Annotated in this window: 13 protein-coding genes; 11 read left to right on the forward strand and 2 right to left on the reverse strand. The window is 54.9% G+C overall.

Features of this window, described 5'->3' with window-relative positions:
• Nucleotides 1-146: 146 nt before the first annotated feature.
• The 11 genes from IBT47_RS16900 to der all read left to right on the forward strand — a co-directional run bounded on the left by IBT47_RS16900 (nt 147) and on the right by der (nt 18,445).
• Nucleotides 147-6,116, forward strand: coding sequence for an alpha-2-macroglobulin (locus IBT47_RS16900; protein WP_200561618.1), 5,970 nt, complete (start codon nt 147-149; stop codon nt 6,114-6,116).
• An 8-nt stretch (nt 6,117-6,124) separates the two neighbouring features.
• The gene (gene pbpC / locus IBT47_RS16905; protein ID WP_200561621.1) at nt 6,125-8,464 is read left to right on the forward strand and encodes a penicillin-binding protein 1C; all 2,340 of its coding nucleotides are present in this window, start codon (nt 6,125-6,127) and stop codon (nt 8,462-8,464) included.
• Nucleotides 8,465-8,680: 216 nt separating this feature from the next.
• The gene (gene ndk, locus IBT47_RS16910; protein WP_062744669.1) at nt 8,681-9,112 is read left to right on the forward strand and encodes a nucleoside-diphosphate kinase; all 432 of its coding nucleotides are present in this window, start codon (nt 8,681-8,683) and stop codon (nt 9,110-9,112) included.
• Between the two features lie 203 nt (nt 9,113-9,315).
• Nucleotides 9,316-10,485: a bifunctional tRNA (adenosine(37)-C2)-methyltransferase TrmG/ribosomal RNA large subunit methyltransferase RlmN gene (locus IBT47_RS16915; protein ID WP_105593219.1), complete on the forward strand. Its 1,170-nt coding sequence runs from the start codon at nt 9,316-9,318 to the stop codon at nt 10,483-10,485.
• Between the two features lie 110 nt (nt 10,486-10,595).
• Nucleotides 10,596-11,312, forward strand: coding sequence for a type IV pilus biogenesis/stability protein PilW (gene pilW / locus IBT47_RS16920; RefSeq protein ID WP_370569912.1), 717 nt, complete (start codon nt 10,596-10,598; stop codon nt 11,310-11,312).
• A complete protein-coding gene (gene rodZ, locus IBT47_RS16925; RefSeq protein ID WP_200561625.1) occupies nt 11,302-12,303 on the forward strand; it encodes a cytoskeleton protein RodZ in 1,002 nt (333 codons plus the stop codon). The genes pilW and rodZ overlap by 11 nt, the downstream gene beginning before the upstream one ends.
• Nucleotides 12,304-12,342: 39 nt before the next feature.
• Nucleotides 12,343-13,464: a flavodoxin-dependent (E)-4-hydroxy-3-methylbut-2-enyl-diphosphate synthase gene (gene ispG / locus IBT47_RS16930; RefSeq protein ID WP_200561627.1), complete on the forward strand. Its 1,122-nt coding sequence runs from the start codon at nt 12,343-12,345 to the stop codon at nt 13,462-13,464.
• Between the two features lie 82 nt (nt 13,465-13,546).
• On the forward strand, nt 13,547-14,824 hold the full coding sequence (hisS, locus tag IBT47_RS16935) for a histidine--tRNA ligase (protein WP_105593351.1): 1,278 nt from the start codon (nt 13,547-13,549) through the stop codon (nt 14,822-14,824).
• A gap of 36 nt (nt 14,825-14,860) precedes the next feature.
• Nucleotides 14,861-15,481, forward strand: a complete 621-nt coding sequence (locus IBT47_RS16940; RefSeq protein WP_105593223.1) for a YfgM family protein — start codon at nt 14,861-14,863, stop codon at nt 15,479-15,481.
• Nucleotides 15,482-15,585: 104 nt separating this feature from the next.
• Nucleotides 15,586-16,767 (forward strand): outer membrane protein assembly factor BamB, encoded by a 1,182-nt coding sequence (gene bamB / locus IBT47_RS16945; protein WP_123336797.1) that lies wholly within the window; start codon nt 15,586-15,588, stop codon nt 16,765-16,767.
• A 172-nt stretch (nt 16,768-16,939) separates the two neighbouring features.
• The gene (gene der, locus IBT47_RS16950) at nt 16,940-18,445 is read left to right on the forward strand and encodes a ribosome biogenesis GTPase Der (RefSeq protein WP_200561629.1); all 1,506 of its coding nucleotides are present in this window, start codon (nt 16,940-16,942) and stop codon (nt 18,443-18,445) included.
• A gap of 30 nt (nt 18,446-18,475) precedes the next feature.
• On the opposite strand, the gene hisS (IBT47_RS16955) is transcribed toward der, so the two are convergent.
• Both hisS (IBT47_RS16955) and IBT47_RS16960 read right to left on the reverse strand, forming a co-directional pair.
• Nucleotides 18,476-19,750, reverse strand: coding sequence for a histidine--tRNA ligase (hisS, locus tag IBT47_RS16955; protein WP_200561631.1), 1,275 nt, complete (start codon nt 19,748-19,750; stop codon nt 18,476-18,478).
• Between the two features lie 27 nt (nt 19,751-19,777).
• Entirely contained in the window at nt 19,778-20,914 is a 1,137-nt protein-coding gene (locus IBT47_RS16960; RefSeq protein WP_200561633.1) for a histidine decarboxylase, read from the reverse strand.
• Nucleotides 20,915-20,942 lie beyond the last annotated feature (28 nt).

A 20,942-nucleotide genomic window follows, 5' to 3' on the forward strand; every position in this document is an offset into this window, starting at 1 on the left:
TGCCTGCGTGGAGGAATAGAAATTGCACAGATTACCTATTACTATTTTAGAGAAATTGTAACACGGGTTGACGGTCATCCAGATGCAGCGGCCAGGCAAGGGGAACTGTCAGAATAAATGCATAATGGAATATAAGGTTGGTTCTGATGGATGTGCTCAGGCTGCTACTGCGTTTACCTTTTCTGCTGCTGAAGGGCCTTTGCTGGCTGATTTCTCGCCTGTTGCGGCTGCTGGGATATCTTCTTCGCCCGCTGCTTGGTGAGATTAACTGGCAGGCACCACGCTGGGCGGCGGCATTCGGCCGCGGTTTTAACCGTCTGGAGCAGGGCGTTATTCGCCATCCTAAAATCATCAGCCTGAGTCTTATCCTGCTGTTGGGCCTGGCGGCGGCGGGTTGGTATGGCTGGAACCTTTGGCAAAACCGCCCTAAGCCAATAGACGTTGCGCCGATCGCGATACAGCAAACTCATGTCGAAGCCTCCAACCCGCAGGCGCTGGATTATCAGGCGGCAACCCTCCCTAAACAGCTTCTGACTCTCAGCTTTGATACCTCTGCCGCACCGATTGAACGCGTCGGCAAGTCGGTTGATAAAGGTATCAGTATTAAACCGGCGTTGGATGGCGAATGGAAATGGTCCGATGCGCAAACGCTTATTTTTACGCCGAAAGCCCCGCTTTCGCTAGGTGCCAGCTATCAGGTAGACCTCAATCCGAAGACGCTGCTTGCTCCACAAATCCAGCTGGAACAAACCCGCTATGACTTCAGCGTACCCGCTTTCGACTATCAGCCCGGTGAGGCCGAATATTACCAGGACCCACAGAATCGCGGCCAGCACAGTGCCATTTTTAACCTGCGTTTTACCGCGCCAGCGGATGTCGCCAGCGTTGAAAAACAGCTTTCGTTGGGTGTTTCAAGCGCGAAGGGACAGGCTGAAAAGCCGCTAAAATTCACCGTCAACTGGGATGATAAAAAACTTAACGCCTGGGTACGCTCCGAACCGCTGGTGGCGATGGATCACGGTGGTGTGGTGCATCTGAAAATCGGCGAACCGCTAAAATCGTCGTTGCCTGGAAACAGTATTGAGCGCAAAGGTGAAAGCTGGGTTAGCGTGCCAAACCTTTACAGCCTGAGCGTCAGCGATGTCAGTGCGCAGGTGGTTGATAAACCGGGCAGCCCGAGTGAAAGGGCGCTGATCGTCGGTTTCAGCGATGCAGTGGCGGATAATGAGGTTGGCAAAGCGGTCAAAGCCTGGCTACTGCCGCAGCACGATCCGCGCTCTGAGGCAAAAAATGCGGATCAAATTGAGTTCACCGAATGGAATCTCGACAATATCGATCGGGCCGTTTTACAGAAATCACCGCAGCTTCCGTTAAGCCTCAATGATGCTGAAGACGATTATCAGCCTCAGTTCAGCTTTAAATTTGATGCTCCGGCCCAGCGCTATCTTCTGGTGCAGGTTGATGCGCTGGTGACCTCCAGCGGCGGCTACAAAATGCCGCAAAAAGTCTGGCAGGTGGTGCAGGTGCCGGACTATCCGCAGATGCTGAGTTTTGCCGCCCAGGGGGCGCTGCTGCCGGTGAACGGCGATAAGCATATTAGTGTGGCGGCGCGTAACGTTCCGGGGATGAGGCTGGATATCAAGCGGGTGATCCCGAGTCAGCTGCAGCATATCGTCTCCTTTAAAAGCCGTGAATATGCCTCCGCTGATTTTAACCGGCTGAACGATGAGTATTTCACTGAACACTTCCGTTATCAGACCGCAATTGGCAATCAAAAGCCGGGGGAAGTCAGCTATCAGGGGATCGATCTTTCGCGCTACCTCTCTACCGACAGCGCGTCCCATCGCGGTGTGTTCCTGCTTTCCCTGTCGCCGTGGTCGCCAGAGCAAAAAGATGCGCAGCCGGGGGAAGATGAATATCAGGAAGGGGATGAAGAACAGCAGAGTATCGGCGACTCGCGTTTCGTGGTGGTGACCGATCTTGGAATCATTGCCAAGCGCGCGCAGGATAAATCCCGCGATCTGTTCGTTCAGTCCATCAGCAGCGGTCAGCCGGTAGCGGATGCCCTGGTGTCCGTGGTAGCAAAAAACGGAGAGAAGCTGCTGACCCGCCGGACGGGGGGCGATGGTCACGTCCGTTTCCCACCGCTGGAAGCTTATACCAACGAGCGCCAGCCGGTGATGTTCCTGGTTGAAAAAGAAGGGGATGTGTCGTTCCTGCCCAGCGGGCGTGACAACGATCGCGGCCTCGACTTCTCGCGTTTTGATGTTTATGGCGAATCCACACCGGAAGACTCGCGAACCCTCAGCAGCTACCTGTTCTCCGATCGCGGCGTTTATCGCCCCGGTGATACCTTTAATATCGGCCTGATTACCCGCGCTGCCGACTGGTCAGTGCCGCTCAACGGCATTCCGGTGCGGGCAGAAATTCACGATCCTCGCGACAAGCTGATGCGCACTGTACCGCTGACCCTCAACGCCAGCGGTTTCAATGAACTGAGCTTTACCACTGACGAAAATGCACCAACCGGCGAATGGATGATCTACCTCTATCTGCCGGGCAAGGATGATGATTCCACCCGCCTTCTGGGCAGTACGGCGGTGAATATCAAAGAGTTCGAGCCGGATCAGCTCAAGGTTAAGCTGTCGCTGACGCCGGACAGGCATTCAGGCTGGGTCAAACCCGGCGAGCTGAAGGCCAGTATTGATGTGCAGAACCTGTTTGGTACGCCGGCGCAGGGGCGTCGTGTCGCTTCGAAGCTGACGTTGCGTCCGGTTTATCCGGCCTTTGATCGCTATCCTGACTATGCCTTCTATGAAGCGCGCCCGGCCGGTGAAGGATTCGAAACCGAGCTGCAGGACAGCACCACGGACGACAGCGGTTCAGCAAATATCGCGCTGGACCTCAGCGGCTGGGAAGATGCCACCTGGCAGCTGCAGCTGCTGTCGGAAGCCTTTGTTGCCGGCGGTGGGCGCTCCGTCGCTGCTACGGCACGCACGCTGGTTTCACCTTGGGACTATCTGGTGGGCTTCAAGCCGGACGGCGATCTCAGCTTTATTCGCCTCGGTACGCAGCGCAGCGTAAATCTGCTGGCGATCGACCCGTCGCTTGAGCCCATAGCGCTTGGCGACCTGAAGCTGGAACTGCTTGAGCAAAAATATCTGTCGGTCCTGACGCGGCAGGAGTCCGGCGTTTATAAATACCAGTCGAAACTGAAGGAAATTCCGGTCAGTGAGAACCGGTTTGAACTGGCGGCATCCGGTACGACCTTACCGCTGATGACCAACCAGCCGGGTGACTACGTGCTGGTGGTGAAAAACGCCAAAGGGGATGTGCTTAACCGTATCGCCTACAGCGTTACCGGCGACGCCAATATCAGCCGTTCGCTGGATCGTAATGCTGAGCTGAAGCTGAAGCTCGATCGCGGTGAGTATCAGCCGGGCGATGAAATTGAAGTGGCCATCAATGCGCCTTACACCGGCAGCGGTCTAATCACCATCGAGCGGGAAAAGGTGTATAGCTGGCAGTGGTTCCATACCACGACCACCAGTTCCGTGCAGAAGATTCGCATTCCGGCCGGGCTGGAGGGCAATGCCTATATCAACGTGCAGTTTGTGCGCGATATTAACTCTGATGAAATCTTTATGAGCCCGCTCAGCTACGGTGTGATACCGTTTAAAATCAGCAACCAGGCGCGGAAAAATGCGCTGGCGCTGAGCGTGCCGGACGTGATCAAGCCGGGAGATAACCTGCCTGTTACGGTGACCGCCGACGGCCCGCAGCAGGTTGCGGTATTTGCGGTTGATGAAGGAATTCTGCAGGTGGCGCGCTATCGACTGACCGACCCGCTGGATTACTTCTTCCGCAAGCGCGAACTGAACGTGGAAAGCTCGCAGATCCTCGACCTGATCCTGCCGGAGTTCAGCAAGCTGATGTCGCTGACTTCCGCACCGGGCGGTGACGGCGGTGAAAGCCTGGATCTGCACCTGAATCCGTTTAAACGCAAGCGCGATAAGCCGGTGGCGTTCTGGTCCGGCATTACCGAGGTGAACGGACAGGCGCAGTTTACCTGGCCGGTCCCGGACTACTTCAACGGCAAAATCCGCGTGATGGCGATTTCTGCCACCGCCGGAAAAATCGGTAAGGCACAGACCTCCACCACCGTGCGCGATGACTTTATCCTGACACCGAACGTTCCGGCGATGGTGGCACCGGGTGATGAGTTTGACGTCAGCGTCGGCGTCAGTAACAACCTTGAGGGACAGGGAAGTGAAGCGCTGCCCGTCAAGATCAGCGTCACGCCACCGTCACAGCTGGAGGTGGTCGGTAGCGCAGAGCAGTCCCTGCCGCTGGCGGCGAAGCATGAAGGCGTGGTGACCTTCCGCCTGCGGGCGAAAGCCGCGCTCGGCGATGCTCCGCTGGTGTTCCGCGCCGGTTACGGCGATAAAACCAGTCAGCGAACCTTGAGTACCTCGGTGCGCCCGGCGGTGCCTTATCGTACCCAATCGGTTATGGGGCGCATGAACGGCAGACAGCAGCAGGTGGATAACCTGCGCCAGATGTTTGATGCCTATGCACAGCGGCAGGCGGCAGTGTCTTATTCACCACTGGTACTGACTAGCGGGCTAGCCCGCTATCTGGCGGATTATCCTTATTACTGTTCTGAACAGATCGTCAGCCAGTCCATCCCGCTGCTGTTGCAGAGTGAGCACCCGGAACTCCGTGGCAGCCTGTCGAACGATAAAGTCCGGCAGCAGCTTAAAGGCATTCTCGACGTGTTGCGCTCGCGGCAGAACGGCGATGGGGCTTTCGGGCTTTGGACAGCATCGCCGCAGGCCGATCCGTTCGTGACGCCGTACGTCGTTCAGTACCTGCTGGAGGCCAGAGCAGCGGGCTATCCGCTGCCTGCCGATATGCTGGATGAGGCCAACGTGGCGCTGCGGACCCTTGCCAGCAGTGGCTATGAGGATCTGTATCATCTGCGCCTGCGCGCCTGGGCGATTTACCTGCTGACGCGGCAGGGCGAAATCACCACGAACGCGCTGGCTTCGGTGCAGGAAACGCTGCAAAAGCGCTTCCCTGACGGCTGGAAAACCGACCTCGCTTCGCTGTACCTGGCTTCTTCGTGGAAACTGCTGAAAGCGGATGATGAAGCAGAGCGACTGTTGCAGCCCAGCTGGCAGGCGCTGAGTAAGGCTTATGACAAGAGCTGGTGGACGCAGAACTATTACGATCCGCTGGTGACGGATGCCACGCGGCTGTACCTGATCGTTCGCCACTTCCCGGAGAAAGTGGACGCCATCCCACCGCAGGTGCTGGAGAATATGGTGCAGGCGCTGCGTGAAGAACGCTACACCACCTTCTCGTCGGCGATGAGTATCCTGGCACTGGAAAGCTATGCCGGGCAGGTGGCACAGCACAATGATGTGCAGGGCCTGAAGATTAATCAGATCGGCGGTGACAATAAGGTTCCGCAGCTCATTTCTTCAATTAAAGGCCAGTTCAGCCAGGGTGAGTTCAGTTCTGCTGCGCGCTCGATTCAGTTCGGTAATCCGAACAGCGCACCGGCATGGTATGTGGTGACGCAGGCCGGATATGACCTTGCTGCGCCGCAGAAAGCGATCTCACGCGGGCTGGAAATTACCCGCGACTATACCGATGCGGCTGGAAAACCGATTGATAAAGTGACGCTGGGCCAGACGATCTCGGTTCATCTGAAGGTGCGGGCGAATTCCCAGCAGGCACTGAGTAACCTTGCCGTCGTCGATCTGCTGCCGGGTGGGTTTGAAGTCGTACAGCAGACCCCGCCGCCGCCGGAAAACGCTGAGGAGGAGGGCGAGAGCGAAAACAGTGGCGGATGGAGCTCGCCGCTGGCGGCCGATGGCTCAACCTGGTCGGTGGACTACAGTGATATCCGCGAAGATCGGGTGATCGTTTATGGCAGCGCCACGCGTGAGGTACAGGAGTTTGTTTATCAGATTAAAGCCACCAATACCGGCAGCTTCGTGATCCCGCCAGCCTACGGCGAGGCGATGTACGATCGCGATATTCAGGCGATGTCCGCCGCGCAGGGGAAAATTCAGGTGGTGGCGGCTGAGCCGTCAGCCGCACCGTAACGCGGCTGATGAAGTTAACAAATCGGGCTGGTTTAAAGCGGCTGTTGCAAAATGCTGCCGCAGTAGTGGTATTGCTGGCTCTGTTTCTGCTGGGCTGGCGGCTGTGGCCGCACCCGCCGCTTTCGCAGGGGTTACCGCTGTCGACGGCCTGGTACGATCGTCATGGCCAGCTGCTGCGTTTACAGCTCGCCACTGACGATCGCTACCGTCAGTGGACGCCGCTGGCGGACATGTCGCCGCTGGCGATCGACGGTATTCTGCTGCATGAAGATCGCTGGTTTTACGCTAATCCCGGTTTTAATCCGGTCAGCCTGCTGCGTGGGTTCTGGCGCAGCTATATCACCGGTGGCAGCAAGCAGGGGGGATCGACAATCACCATGCAGCTGGCGCGCATGAAGTGGCAGCTGAATACACGAACTCCCGGAGGAAAGCTGGTGCAGCTGCTGCGCGCTGTGCAGCTTGAGCTGAGCTACTCCAAGCACGATATTCTGGAAGCCTATCTGAATTACGCCCCTTACGGTCGTAATATTGAAAGTTTGGGTGCCGCCAGTCTGATCTACTTTAATAAACCACCCGCAAAGCTGACGCTGGCCGAGGCATTAACGCTGGCCGTGCTGCCGCAGTCGCCCAGCCTGCGCATCGATCCGCGAAGCGGCGAACTCAGCCCGGCGCTAATGCAGGCGCGCAATCGTCTGTTTGCCCGCTGGCAGCAATTTTATCCCACCGATAACGGCCAGCAGGCGTTGTTTCGCCTGCCGATGACTCTGCGCCAGCCGCAGGCGCTGCCGTTTATCGCGCCACATTTTATTGAACAGCTACAGCCTGGAGAACGTGCGCTTCGGGTTGACACGACGCTGGATGCCACGCTGCAAACGCTGGTTGAGCGACAGGTTCGCGCCTATATCTTACGCAACCAGAATCGGGGAATTCATAACGCCGCGGTGATGCTGGTGGACAGCCGTGATATGGGCGTGCGGGCGCTGGTCGGTTCGGCGGATTATTTCAACCGGCAGATCCAGGGACAGGTTAACGGCACGACGGCAAAACGTTCCCCCGGTTCCACGCTGAAACCGTTTATTTACGCGCTGGGCATGGAGCAGGGCGTTCTGCATCCCATGACCGTGCTTAAAGATGTACCGTCTACTTTTGGCAGCTACGCACCGGAAAACTTTGACCGGCGTTTTCTGGGGCCGGTGACGGCAACCGATGCCCTGAACTTCAGCCGTAATATTCCCGCCGTGGCAATTGCGGCGCAGCTGCGTCAGCCGAGTTTCTATCAGTTTTTACGGCTGGCCGGTATCAGCAATATGGCGAGTGAAAAACACTATGGACTGTCGCTGGTGCTGGGCGGTGGCGAGGTGACGGCTCAGGAGCTGGCAAGGCTGTATGCCATGCTGGCAAACCGCGGTGAACTGCGTCCGCTGAGGATGCGTGAAAGCGATCCGCTTGATGCTGGTGCCCGGTTATTGAGTGAAGAAGCCAGCTTTATGACTCTTGATATTCTGCGGCAGCATCGTCGCCCCGGCGATACGCTGGCCCAGCGGCCTTCATCGCTGCCGGTATACTGGAAAACCGGGACTTCCTGGGGATTTCGCGATGCCTGGAGCGTAGGGATTTTCGGGCCTTACGTGCTGGTTGTCTGGCAAGGTAATTTCTCCGGTCAGGGGAACAATGCGTTTATTGGCGTGGAAGCCGCCGCGCCGCTGTTCTTCAATATTATCGACAGCATTGCTGCCAGCTATCCTCAGCTGCGGGAGCCCCGGCACCGCTTTCCCCCTCATCTCAAAAAAGTGGATATCTGCCTGCCCAGCGGTAACCTGCCGACTCAATGGTGCCAGCAACGCGGCAGCAGCTGGTTTATCCCGGGTAAATCCCCGATTACCGTCGATACCGTTTATCGTCCGCTGCGGATTGATAACCTGAGCGGTAAAGTGGCCTGCGCACCCTGGGATGAACACAGCAGCCACGTTGAGGTCTTCGAATTCTGGTCCTCCGACCTGGCAAACGTTTTTGCCAGCGCGGGTCTGCCAAAACGGCCACCGCCTCGCGGAGAGTGTCAGCCGGAGTCGCAGAGCGGTTCAGCGCCGCGTATTATCTCGCCGCTAAAAAACACCACCTACACGCTCCGTCAGTCACAGCGCGGGCGCGAAAATATTAGTTTCAGCGCAGTGACCGACGCCGACAGCCGCACGGTTTACTGGTTTGTTGATGATATCTACCTTGGTAGCAGCGCCAGCAAAACGCCGCTGGACTGGCAGCCATCACGCTCCGCCCGGTACAGAATTCGCGCGGTTGACGATCGTGGCCGTGCCGACAGTCGTACGGTGAGGGTAGAAATCATTAATTGATTTCATACGGTTTTGCCGCCGTCGGGTGGTTAATCAGCTACGGGCTGGGTAAAATGGCGTCAGGTGGCGAAAAAAGCCGCGACGCCGATCGTGTTTTTCAACATTTTCTTGAAACTCCGATAGGCATTTCCGCTTATGCACCCTTATAATCTGCGGCCATTTTCCCGGCCGGGACACTTTTCACGGCTAAACTCGACGTATAAAACAGGGGTCAACATGACTATTGAGCGTACCTTTTCCATCGTAAAACCTAACGCTGTGGCAAAAAACGTAATCGGTGCCATCTTCAACCGTTTTGAAAGCGCTGGCTTCAAAATCGTTGGCAGCAAAATGCTGCATCTGAGCAAAGAACAGGCCGAAGGTTTCTATGCTGAGCACCAGGGTAAGCCGTTCTTTGATGGTCTGGTAGAGTTCATGACTTCTGGTCCGGTTGTTGTTTCCGTACTGGAAGGCGAAAACGCCGTTCAGCGTCACCGCGATCTGATGGGCGCAACTAACCCGGCTAACGCTCTGGCGGGTACACTGCGCGCTGACTACGCTGACAGCTTCACCGAGAACGCAACCCACGGTTCTGACTCTGCTGAATCAGCAGCACGTGAAATCGCCTACTTCTTCGGCGAAGGCGAAATCTGCCCACGCACCCGCTAATCAGCGGATGCCAGACCGGCGTCAGGTGTGGTGAATAACCCTGCGGTTTACAATTTATTTTTGTCAGCCGCTTTAACCTTACGTTAGTCGCGAGTACAATTATGCGCCCCGGTAGAGCTTGCTCTCTGGGGCGCTTCTTATTCTATTCACCTGAATTCACCAAAACAGCGCCATAACGTGTAATAACGAGGCCAGAGAACATTATGTCAGATACTATTGTGACGCCGTCGTCCGCATCGCCTGTAACCGTCCAGCCTAAAAAAGACAAAATTAACCTGCTCGATCTGAATCGCCAGCAAATGCGCGAATTTTTCGCCAGCCTGGGGGAAAAACCGTTTCGTGCCGATCAGGTTATGAAGTGGATTTACCACTACTGCTGCGATGATTTCGACGAAATGACCGATATCAACAAGGTCTTTCGTAACAAGCTGAAAGAGGTGGCTGAAATCCGTGCGCCTGAAGTGGCTGAAGAACAGCGCTCTGCTGATGGCACCATCAAGTGGGCCATCCAGGTAGGCGGTCAGCAGGTTGAAACCGTTTATATCCCTGAAAAAGATCGCGCCACGCTGTGCGTTTCCTCACAGGTAGGTTGCGCACTGGAATGTAAATTCTGCTCTACCGCGCAGCAGGGCTTTAACCGCAACCTGCGCGTCTCGGAAATTATTGGCCAGGTCTGGCGTGCCGCTAAAATCATTGGCGCCGCGAAAGTGACCGGTTCGCGTCCTATCACCAACGTGGTGATGATGGGGATGGGTGAACCGCTGCTGAACCTGACCAACGTGGTTCCGGCAATGGAAATCATGCTGGATGATTTTGGTTTTGGCCTGTCTAAACGCCGCGTGACGCTGTCAACGTCGGGCGTGGTTCCCGCGCTGGATAAACTGGGCGATATGATCGATGTGGCGCTGGCTATTTCGCTTCACGCACCGAATGACACAATTCGTGATGAAATTGTTCCGATCAATAAAAAGTACAATATTGAAACGTTTTTGGGTGCCGTCAGCCGCTATATCGGTAAGTCCAACGCTAACCAGGGGCGCGTGACCATTGAGTACGTGATGCTTGATCACATCAATGACAGCACCGACAACGCCCATGAACTGGCCGCGCTGTTGAAAGATACGCCGTGTAAAATTAACCTGATCCCATGGAACCCGTTCCCGGGTGCGCCGTATGGCCGTAGCTCGAACAGCCGCATTGACCGTTTCTCTAAGGTGTTGATGGAATACGGATTTACGACTATTGTCCGTAAGACGCGCGGCGATGATATCGATGCCGCCTGCGGTCAGCTGGCCGGTGACGTGATTGACCGAACCAAGCGTACGCTGAAAAAGAAAATGGCCGGTGAAGCGATATCTGTGAAGGCGCTCTGAAACCCGGTCTTTTCCGATAAAGAAACGCTGCCGCTGGCTGTTTGCCCTGGGCTGATTGACGTACCCTGACGGTACATCACAGCCGAGGGAGAGGCGGAATGCGTATCAGGATGAGTATAGTGGCAGCGCTGCTGCTGGCAGGATGTCAGACGGCACAGCAAAATAAGGCGCTGGTTGAAACCCGGTTACAGCTGGGTCTGGCCTATCTGGCGCGCGGCGAGTTAGATGCCGCGCAGAGAAATCTGCAACGGGCGCTGGCGCTGGCTCCGAATGATTATCGTACTCAGCTGGCTGAAGCTCGCTATCAGCATCAGGCAGGCGATGATACGCTGGCCGCGAAGTACTATCATCGCGCGCTGACGCTGGCACCGCAAAACGGCTATGTGCTTAATAATTACGGTGCGTTTCTTTGCAGATTAGGGCAGTATGATGCGGCACAACGGCATTTCATTCAGGCTGCTGAAGATTCAGCAAATGGGACTCGTGCCGACAGCGTTGAAAATTCAGGCTACTGTTATCTGAATGCCGGGCAACGAGAGAGAGCGCGTCATGCGCTGGCGGAAGCGGTAACAGCCGATGCCGCCAAGGGAATGCCCATGCTGGCAGAAGCCGAAAGGCGATTTGGAAAGGGGAAACGTGAGGATTCACGTGTCCTGTTAGAAATTTATCAACACAGCTTTCCTGTTTCAGCGGAAAGTTTGTGGCTAGAGATTCGCTTCGCCGTGCAGGAAGGCCGCACTGCTGATGTTAAACATTTTGGGGGCCAACTTGCGCGAATTTTTCCACAATCGATACAGTACCAGCACTTTCTAGCTAATGAATACTGAAGCCACTCAAGAAAAATCTAACGTAAATTCAACAGGCGAGCGCCTGCGTAGCGCCCGTGAAAAAATGGGCCTGACTCAGCAGAACATTGCTGAGCGCCTCTGCCTGAAACTTTCCACCGTTCGCGACCTTGAAGAAGATAAGACGCCGGCTGATTTGGCATCGACCTTCTTGCGCGGCTATATCCGTTCTTATGCCCGCCTCGTGCATATCCCGGAAGAGGACCTGTTGCCGATGATGGCAAAACAGGCCCCGATCCGGGCGGCGAAAGTTGAACCCATGCAGAGTTTTGCACTGGGTAAACGTCGCAAAAAACGGGACGGCTGGTTAATGATCTTCACCTGGCTGGTGGTGTTTGTGGTTGTCGGCCTGACCGGCGCATGGTGGTGGCAGAATCATAAAGCCGCACAGGACGATCTGGTCACTTTGTCCGATCAGAACAGTTCCGTCACCGATGACAACAGCCAGTCGATTCAGCTGGAAGGCACCTCTCCGGACGCCTCAGCTCAGCCACAGTCCCCTGAAGAGGGGGCTTCGGCCCAGACTACCCCCGCAGAACCGGTAGACAATAGCGGAACTGCGGCTGCTCCAGCTGCGACCGCCCCTGTTGCTTCTGCCCCTGCTGCTTCTGCTCAAACCAGCCAGAATCAGCCTGCCGTTGTTTCGCCAAGCCAGGCTTCGGTTGATAACACCACCGGAAGTCCGTTGCCAACCGGTAGCGCTGGCGTTAGCCAGCCAGCCGTCGACCCAAATGCACTGGTGATGAACTTCACCAAAGATTGCTGGCTGGAAGTGACCGATGCCGCAGGGAAAAAACTGTTCAGCGGGATTCAGCGCAGCGGTGGTAAACTTAGCCTTGCTGGTACCGCACCTTATCGCTTGAAAATTGGTGCGCCAGCCGCAGTACAGATCCAGTATCAGGGCAATCCTGTCGATCTGAGTCGTTTTATCCGTACTAACCAGGTTGCTCGTCTGACAGTAGGTGCGCCATAACGCATCTTCTCTGGGCGCGAGCGATTGTGGAGAAAGAATATGCATAATGAAGCACCCATTACCCGTCGCAAATCAAAGCGCATTTACGTCGGCAAGGTGCCCGTGGGCGACGGAGCACCTATCGCCGTCCAGTCTATGACCAATACCAAGACCACCGACGTTGCTGCGACAGTTGCTCAAATTAAAGCACTGGAGCGCGTCGGTGTTGATATCGTTCGTGTGTCCGTACCTACGATGGATGCTGCCGAAGCGTTCCGCCTGATCAAACAGCAGGTGAACGTTCCTCTGGTCGCCGATATTCATTTTGACTACCGTATTGCTTTAAAGGTCGCTGAATATGGCGTGGACTGCCTGCGCATTAACCCGGGCAATATCGGTAACGAAGAGCGTATCCGCCAGGTCGTTGACTGCGCGCGACACTACAACATTCCGATTCGTATCGGTGTGAACGGTGGATCGCTGGAAAAGGATCTGCAGGAAAAGTACGGCGAGCCAACGCCGCAGGCGCTGCTGGAATCGGCAATGCGTCACGTGGATCATCTCGATCGTCTTAACTTCGATCAGTTTAAAGTCAGCGTTAAAGCTTCAGACGTTTTCCTGGCCGTTGAATCTTATCGTCTGCTGGCTAAGCAGATCGACCAGCCTCTGCACCTCGGCATTACCGAGGCGGGTGGCGCTCGTGCCGGTGCGGTTAAGTCTGCCATCGGCCTCGGTTTACTTCTGTCTGAAGGCATTGGCGATACGCTGCGTATTTCGCTGGCGGCCGATCCGGTTGAAGAAGTTAAAGTCGGTTTCGATATTTTGAAATCCCTGCGCATTCGTTCACGCGGTATCAACTTTATCGCCTGCCCGACCTGTTCCCGTCAGGAGTTTGACGTGATCGGTACGGTGAATGCGCTGGAAGAGCGGCTGGAAGATATCATCACGCCGATGGATATCTCGATTATCGGCTGCGTAGTTAACGGCCCAGGTGAGGCAACGGTCTCCACCATGGGTGTGACCGGCGGCAATAAGAAAAGCGGCTTTTATGAAGACGGTGTTCGTCAGCGAGACCGTCTTGATAACAATAATATGATCGACCAGCTGGAAGCGCGTATCCGTGCCAAGGCGACAATCCTTGATGAATCACGTCGCATTGATGTTCATCAGGTCGAGAAATAAATTTATCGCGTCTGGCCGCGTCTGATATCGCGAATTGATTCGCGGGTCGGCACGCTGCCAGACACAAAAAATGGAAAAAACAGTGGCGAAGAATATCCAGGCCATCCGTGGCATGAATGATTACCTGCCTGCCGATACCGTGGTGTGGCAGCGCATTGAACAGATCCTGAAGCAGGTGCTGGGCAGCTATGGCTTCAGCGAAATACGTCTGCCGATTGTAGAGCAAACCCCGTTATTCAAACGCGCTATTGGTGAAGTCACCGACGTGGTTGAAAAAGAGATGTATACCTTCGACGACCGCAACGGTGAAAGCCTGACCCTGCGTCCGGAAGGCACCGCAGGCTGCGTGCGTGCCGGTATCGAACACGGTTTGCTGTACAACCAGGAACAGCGTCTGTGGTATATCGGACCGATGTTCCGCTACGAGCGCCCTCAGAAGGGGCGCTATCGCCAGTTCCATCAGATTGGTGCCGAAGTCTTTGGCCTGCAGGGCCCGGATATTGATGCCGAGCTGATCCTGATGACCGCGCGCTGGTGGAAAGCGCTGGGCATTGCAGACCACGTTAAGCTGGAGCTGAACTCCATCGGCTCGCTGGAAGCGCGTGCTAACTACCGTGATGCCCTGGTGGCGTTCCTTGAGCAGCATGTTGATGTGCTTGATGAAGACTGCAAACGCCGTATGTACACTAACCCGCTGCGCGTGCTGGACAGTAAAAACCCGGACGTGCAGGCGCTGTTAAACGACGCGCCAACGCTGGGTGACTATCTGGACGACGATTCCCGCGAGCATTTCAGCGGCCTGTGTGCGCTGCTCGATGCTGCCGGCATCGCTTATACTGTCAACCAGCGTCTGGTGCGCGGTCTTGACTACTATAATCGTACCGTTTTCGAATGGGTGACCACCAGTCTGGGTTCACAGGGTACAGTGTGTGCCGGTGGGCGCTATGATGGCCTGGTTGAGCAACTGGGCGGGCGTGCTACGCCAGCGGTTGGTTTTGCCATGGGAATGGAGCGCCTTGTTCTGCTGGTGCAGGCAGTTAATCCAGATTTTGAACCGACACGAATTGTTGATGTCTATGTTATCGCTTCGGGTCAGGGCGTGCAGTCAGCTGCGATGCTGCTGGCGGAACAGGTGCGAGATGCGCTGCCTGAACTGAAGCTAATGACCAACTTTGGCGGCGGCAACTTTAAGAAGCAGCTTACCCGAGCCGACAAGTGGAAAGCCCGCGTTGCTCTGGTTCTCGGTGAAGATGAAGTCGCTAACGGTCAGGTAACGGTTAAAGATTTACGCAACGGCGAACAACAAACTCTGGCGCAGCGTGATGCTGCAACCCTGCTGGCTTCAATGCTACAGAACTGAGCCTGAGCAAAGCACGATTTAAAGGAGTAGGACTGCGTGGAAGTGTATAGCAACGAAAACGAACAGGTAGACGCGCTGAAGAATTTCTTTGCCCAGAACGGTAAAGCTCTGGTAGTTGGCGTGGTACTGGGCGTAGGTGCTCTGGTCGGCTGGCGTTACTGGAACAATCACCAGGATGGCGCATCGCGTGAAGTATCTGCCGCCTATCAGCAGGTATCTTCTGCGCTGGACGCCAGCAAGCCCGCAACGCTTGAAGCGGCCGCGAAGTTTGCCAGCGACAACAACAATACCTACGGTGCTCTGGCCTCTCTCGATCTGGCAAAGCGTTATATCGATAACAATCAGCTGGATAAAGCAGCGGCTCAGCTGCAGAGCGGCCTGCAGGATGCAAAAGACGCCAACCTTCAGGCTGTGTTGAATCTGCGCCTGGCGCGTATTCAGCTACAGCAGAAGCAGCCTGATGTGGCGTTGAAAACGCTGGAAAGCATCAAAGGTGAAGGCTGGACGGCCATCGTGGCGGATATCCGCGGCGAAGCGCTGTTAAGCAAAGGCGATACCCAGGGCGCACGCGAAGCGTGGAGCAAAGGTGTTGCTTCTGATGCGTCTTCGACGCTGAAAGAAATGCTGCAAATGAAAATGAATAATCTGCCGGGTTAATCACGTTTAGGACCACCGCTGGCGGTGTTTTGCGCGGCCGCGGATCGGGTTATAAGTGAATAAGGCTCCAATATTTGGCCTGAACAGGGCACAAGAGGGACTTCATGGAATTGCGTAAGATACTTCTGCCGGGACTGATTTCAGTCACTTTACTCAGCGGATGTTCATGGTTTAGCGGCGAAGAAGACGTGGTTAAAATGTCACCACTGCCGACCGTACAAAACCAGTTCACTCCAGAAAAAGTCTGGAGCACCTCGGTCGGTGATGGCGTGGGTGATTTTTACTCTAACCTGCACCCGGCCTGGGCTGACAGCACCGTTTATGCGGCCGATCGCCACGGTATTGTTAAAGCGCTGAATTCAGGTGATGGTAAAGAGCAGTGGAAAGTTGACCTGTCAGAGAAGACCGGTTTCTTCTCCAGCAACCTGCCTGCGCTGCTTTCCGGTGGTTTAACCGTTGATGGTGCCCACGTTTACGTTGGTAGCGAACGCGGCCAGGTCTACGCATTAAATACTAATGATGGCAGCGTTGCCTGGCAGACCAAAGCCGCCGGGGAAGTCTTATCCCGCCCGGTGATCAGTGACGGTCTGGTGCTGGTTCACACCAGCAACGGTATGCTGCAGGGGCTGGATCAGTCCAGCGGCGTGGTGAAGTGGTCAGTTAATCTCGACGTACCGGCTCTGAGCCTGCGCGGTGAGTCTGCGCCAGCTACCGCGTTTGGTGCTGCGATTGTGGGTGGTGATAACGGCCGCGTTAGCGCTGTTATCATGAACCAGGGCCAGATTATCTGGCAGCAGCGTATTTCACAGCCGAGCGGCGCGACCGAAATCGATCGCCTGTCCGATGTGGATACCACTCCGGTGATCGTTAACGGTGTGGTTTATGCTCTGGCCTACAACGGTAACCTGACCGCGCTGGATCTGCGCTCTGGTCAGATCCTGTGGAAACGCGAAATCGGCTCCGTTCACGACATGATCGTTGACGGTGGTCGTATCTACCTGGTGGATCAGGACGATCGCGTTATCGCACTGAGCACTGACGGCGGCGTCTCTATCTGGCGTCAGAGCGATCTGCTGCACCGTAACCTGACCGCACCGGTTCTGTATAACGGATACCTGGTCGTGGGCGATAGCGAAGGTTACCTGCACTGGCTCAACACCGACGACGGTCGTTTTGTTGCCCAGCAGAAAGTGGACAGCTCCGGCTTCCAGACTGAACCGGTGGTGGCGAGCGATAAACTGCTGATTCAGACTAAAGATGGTGAGGTTTACGCGTTTACGCGCTAATTTCCCTCTGCTTTACGTTATATAGCGGCTCCTGATGATTCAGGGGCCGTTTCGTTTTTCTCCTGGCGTGTTATCCTTACGCCATTGTCCTGAGCCCTGCGGCGGAAAAATCTGTCTGACGCAGAGAATAGTATTCGCAGCCAGGCGTAATTTTCAGTTATGAGGCTTCAATATGGTACCTGTGGTCGCGCTGGTCGGGCGTCCCAATGTGGGAAAATCCACCCTTTTTAACCGTTTAACGCGCACGCGAGATGCGCTGGTGGCGGATTTCCCCGGACTTACCCGGGATCGCAAATATGGTCGTGCCGAAATTGAAGGTCGCGAGTTTATTTGCATCGATACCGGTGGTATTGATGGTACCGAAGAGGGCGTAGAAACGCGTATGGCGGAACAGTCGCTGCTGGCGATTGAAGAAGCTGACGTTGTGCTGTTTATGGTTGATGCCCGTGCCGGGTTAATGCCTGCGGATACGGCTATTGCTAACCACCTGCGTTCGCGTGAAAAACCGACGTTCCTCGTCGCCAACAAAACCGATGGCCTGGATGCGGATGCCGCAGTGCTGGACTTCTGGTCGCTGGGCCTGGGTGAAATCCATCCGATCGCGGCTTCGCACGGGCGCGGTGTTACCAGCCTGCTGGAGATGGTGCTCCTGCCGTGGATGGACGAAGTCGATCCGCGTGAAGTGACCGAAGAAGAAGAGAATGCTGCCTACTGGGCAGAGCTGGAGCGCAAAGAAGCGAAAGCGCGCGGCGAAGTGATTGAAGACGAAAAAGAAGAGGAAGATGACTTTAACCCGCTGGATCTGCCGATCAAGCTGGCGATTGTCGGTCGTCCTAACGTCGGTAAGTCAACGCTGACTAACCGCATTCTCGGTGAAGACCGCGTCGTGGTTTACGATATGCCGGGTACTACCCGCGACAGTATCTATATCCCGATGGAGCGTGATGGTCGTGATTACGTCCTGATTGATACCGCCGGCGTGCGTAAACGTGGGAAAGTGACCGATACGGTCGAAAAATTCTCAGTAATCAAGACCCTGCAAGCTATTGAAGATGCCAACGTGGTGATGTTGGTGATCGATGCCCATCTTGGGATCTCCGATCAGGATCTGTCACTGCTGGGCTTTATCCTCAACAGCGGACGTTCGCTGGTGATCGTGGTGAACAAGTGGGATGGCCTGAGCCAGGAAGTCCGTGACGAAGTGAAAGAGACGCTGGACTTCCGTCTGGGCTTTATCGACTTCGCTCGCGTGCACTTTATTTCTGCGCTGCACGGCAGCGGAGTAGGCAACCTGTTTGAATCAGTGACCGAAGCCTATGACTGCTCAACCCGTCGCGTAAACACCTCAATGCTGACGCGCATTATGAATATGGCCGCTGACGATCACCAGCCGCCGATGGTGCGCGGCCGTCGCGTTAAGCTGAAGTATGCCCACGCCGGTGGCTATAACCCACCTATCGTGGTCATTCACGGCAACCAGGTGAAGGATCTGCCGGATTCGTATAAGCGCTATCTGATGAACTACTTCCGTCGTTCACTGGAAGTGATGGGCACGCCGATCCGTATTCAGTTCAAAGAGGGTGAGAACCCGTTTGAAGGGAAACGCAACCTGCTTACGCCAAATCAGCTTCGCAAGCGTAAACGCCTGCTCAGCCATTTGAAGAAGAACAAGCGTTAATGAAAAGGGGGCCATCGGCCCCCTTTTTTTTCAGTCCACCGCGGCTTTAGCTGGCCTGTGGGACAGTTTTTTCCAGATATCGTCTGGTCGCATGGTTTCCTGTAAGTTAGCCTTAAGGTCCCAAAGCCCCGTTCGGTTGTCACCGTTCAACGTAACAATATAGCGGCAACCTGTTTTCAGGGCATTCGAGTGCTGGCGTTTGATTTTGGCTCCCGTGAAGTCACTCAAAACTTTAAATTCCGGAAGATGGCGTCGCAGCTGGTCTGCCAGAAGCAGCGCGTCGATGTTCTGCCCAGGTTCCTCAAAGGTGACCACAATATCGGGATGATTGCTGACATTATCCGTAACGCCTACGGTTTCCAGCAGCAGTAGCAGGCGCTCAACGCCAATAGCGAAGCCGGAAGCGGGCAAAGTTTTGTGGCTGAACAACTCAACCAGTCCGTCATACCGTCCACCACCGCAGATCGTCCCCTGTGAACCCAGCTCATCGGTGATCCATTCAAATACCGTGCGCGTGTAGTAGTCCAGCCCTCGAACAAGGCGGGGATTGATCGTATAGCGGATACCTGCGCTATCCAACAGCCTGCACAGTTCATCAAAGTGCTGATGTGATTCACTGCCAAGATAGTCAAGGAGCTTTGGTGCCCCTTCAATCATGCTTTGCATATCCGGGTTTTTACTATCGAGGATTCTTAACGGATTACTCTGCAAACGCAGCAGACTGTCTTCATCCAGCAGGTCGCGGTGCTGCTCAAAGTAGCTGACCAACTGATGGCGATGCTCATGCCGTTCTGATAGTGTGCCGAGAGAATTAATCTCCAACCGTACATAACGTTCTACTTTAAGCGCTTTAAAGATATCGTTAGCCATATAGATCAGTTCAGCATCAATATCGGCACCGGGCATGCCAAAGGTTTCTACACCAAACTGAGTAAACTGGCGCAGCCTGCCTTTTTGTGGCCGCTCATAGCGAAACATCGGACCCAGATACCACAAACGTTGCGTGCTGTTGTAACACATATTGTTTTCAATGATGGTTCTCACACAGCCACTGGTGCCCTCCGGCCGAAGGGTGATGTGTTCGCCGCTTTTGTCGAGGAAGTTATACATCTCCTTTGACACAATATCGGTAGACTCACCGATTGCCCGCTCAAAAAGCGAAACGGGTTCCAGTATTGGCAGCCGAATTTCCTGATAGCCATAGCGCCAGGTGATGCTTCTCACCTTACTCTCCAGCCATTGCCAGACCGGCGCTTCTTCGGGAAGAATGGTCCGCATTCCTCTGATTGCCTGAATTTTGCTCATTTCCTTTCCTTACATGGCAGCCGATTTTTAAGCGGCGTTGGCCTGACGGTCGGCAATAACATCATCAATCAGCCGATCGATTTGGCTGGAGTCCAGATGATGTGCGGTGACGATCAGGTGAGCGATGTCGCCAGAGGTTGCCAGGCAGTGTTTTTTCCAGACGTCTTCGGAAGGGCAGGGGAAGACCACGGTGATAGAGTTTCTGTTGCGCCACGCATTGATTCCCGCTTTCTGGAAGCGTTCAACGGCGTACTCGGCCAGATTCAGACAGCGTTCAATGCGGCGTACCCAGCTTTCATGGCTATGGCTACGGACGGCTTCCCACATCATCAGCGGAGTGTGCCCGTTGCGTGACCCCGAGATGGTTTTATCGTGGGCAGAGATGTAGTCGATCTCAACAGATATACGGTCAACATTTTTCTTCTTGGCGACGACAATCCCGCAGGGGATCGGTGAACCGATCATTTTGTGGCCAGAAACGCCGATGGAATCAATGCCGTCAGCAAAAGAATAGGCCTGTGGGTCGTCAACAAAAGGCAGGATCATGCCGCTCAGCGCGGCGTCTGCGTGCAGGTAATAATCCTCACGCCTGAAGCCCGCTTCCTTGAGCCGCTGCTGGATCAGTGCGATATCATCAATTGCCCCGCGCACGGTCGTCCCGACATTGGCAAAAATAATCGGATGTTTTTCATTGTCGCGGGCAATTTTATTCATCAGGTCGTCGTAATCAACTTCGCCATTCGGCAGCGATTCCACAACGCTGGATTTGATTCTCAGCAACTTGACGATTTTCGCTACGGAGTAGTGAGTATCCTTCGAGTAATACAACGTACCCTCCGGGAAGATCTCCCTTCCGAGATAACAGCCGAACATATTGCTTTCGGTTCCACCATTAGTGATATATCCCCAGCTTTCTGCAAAAGGAATTTTGAACAGAGTGGCGAAGTACTCCATTACCTCTTTTTCAAACTCGAAGGAGTTCAACAGATAATTACAATATTCACCCCAGTCACCACAGTTGTTGATTGAAAATCGCATGAATCGTTCCAGGTTCGTATAATTAAAGTCTGCGGACTCTGGGTAACCCAGATTGAAATATTGGTTCTTAACGCAGTGTGACCAAAATGCATCCAGTTTGTTTTGGTTTTCAATTGACAGAGTCATAGTATTAATTCCTTTTTGGTTGAGAGAG

Origin of the sequence: Erwinia sp. S43, from assembly GCF_016624745.1 — a bacterium.
Classification (GTDB): domain Bacteria; phylum Pseudomonadota; class Gammaproteobacteria; order Enterobacterales; family Enterobacteriaceae; genus Erwinia; species Erwinia coffeiphila.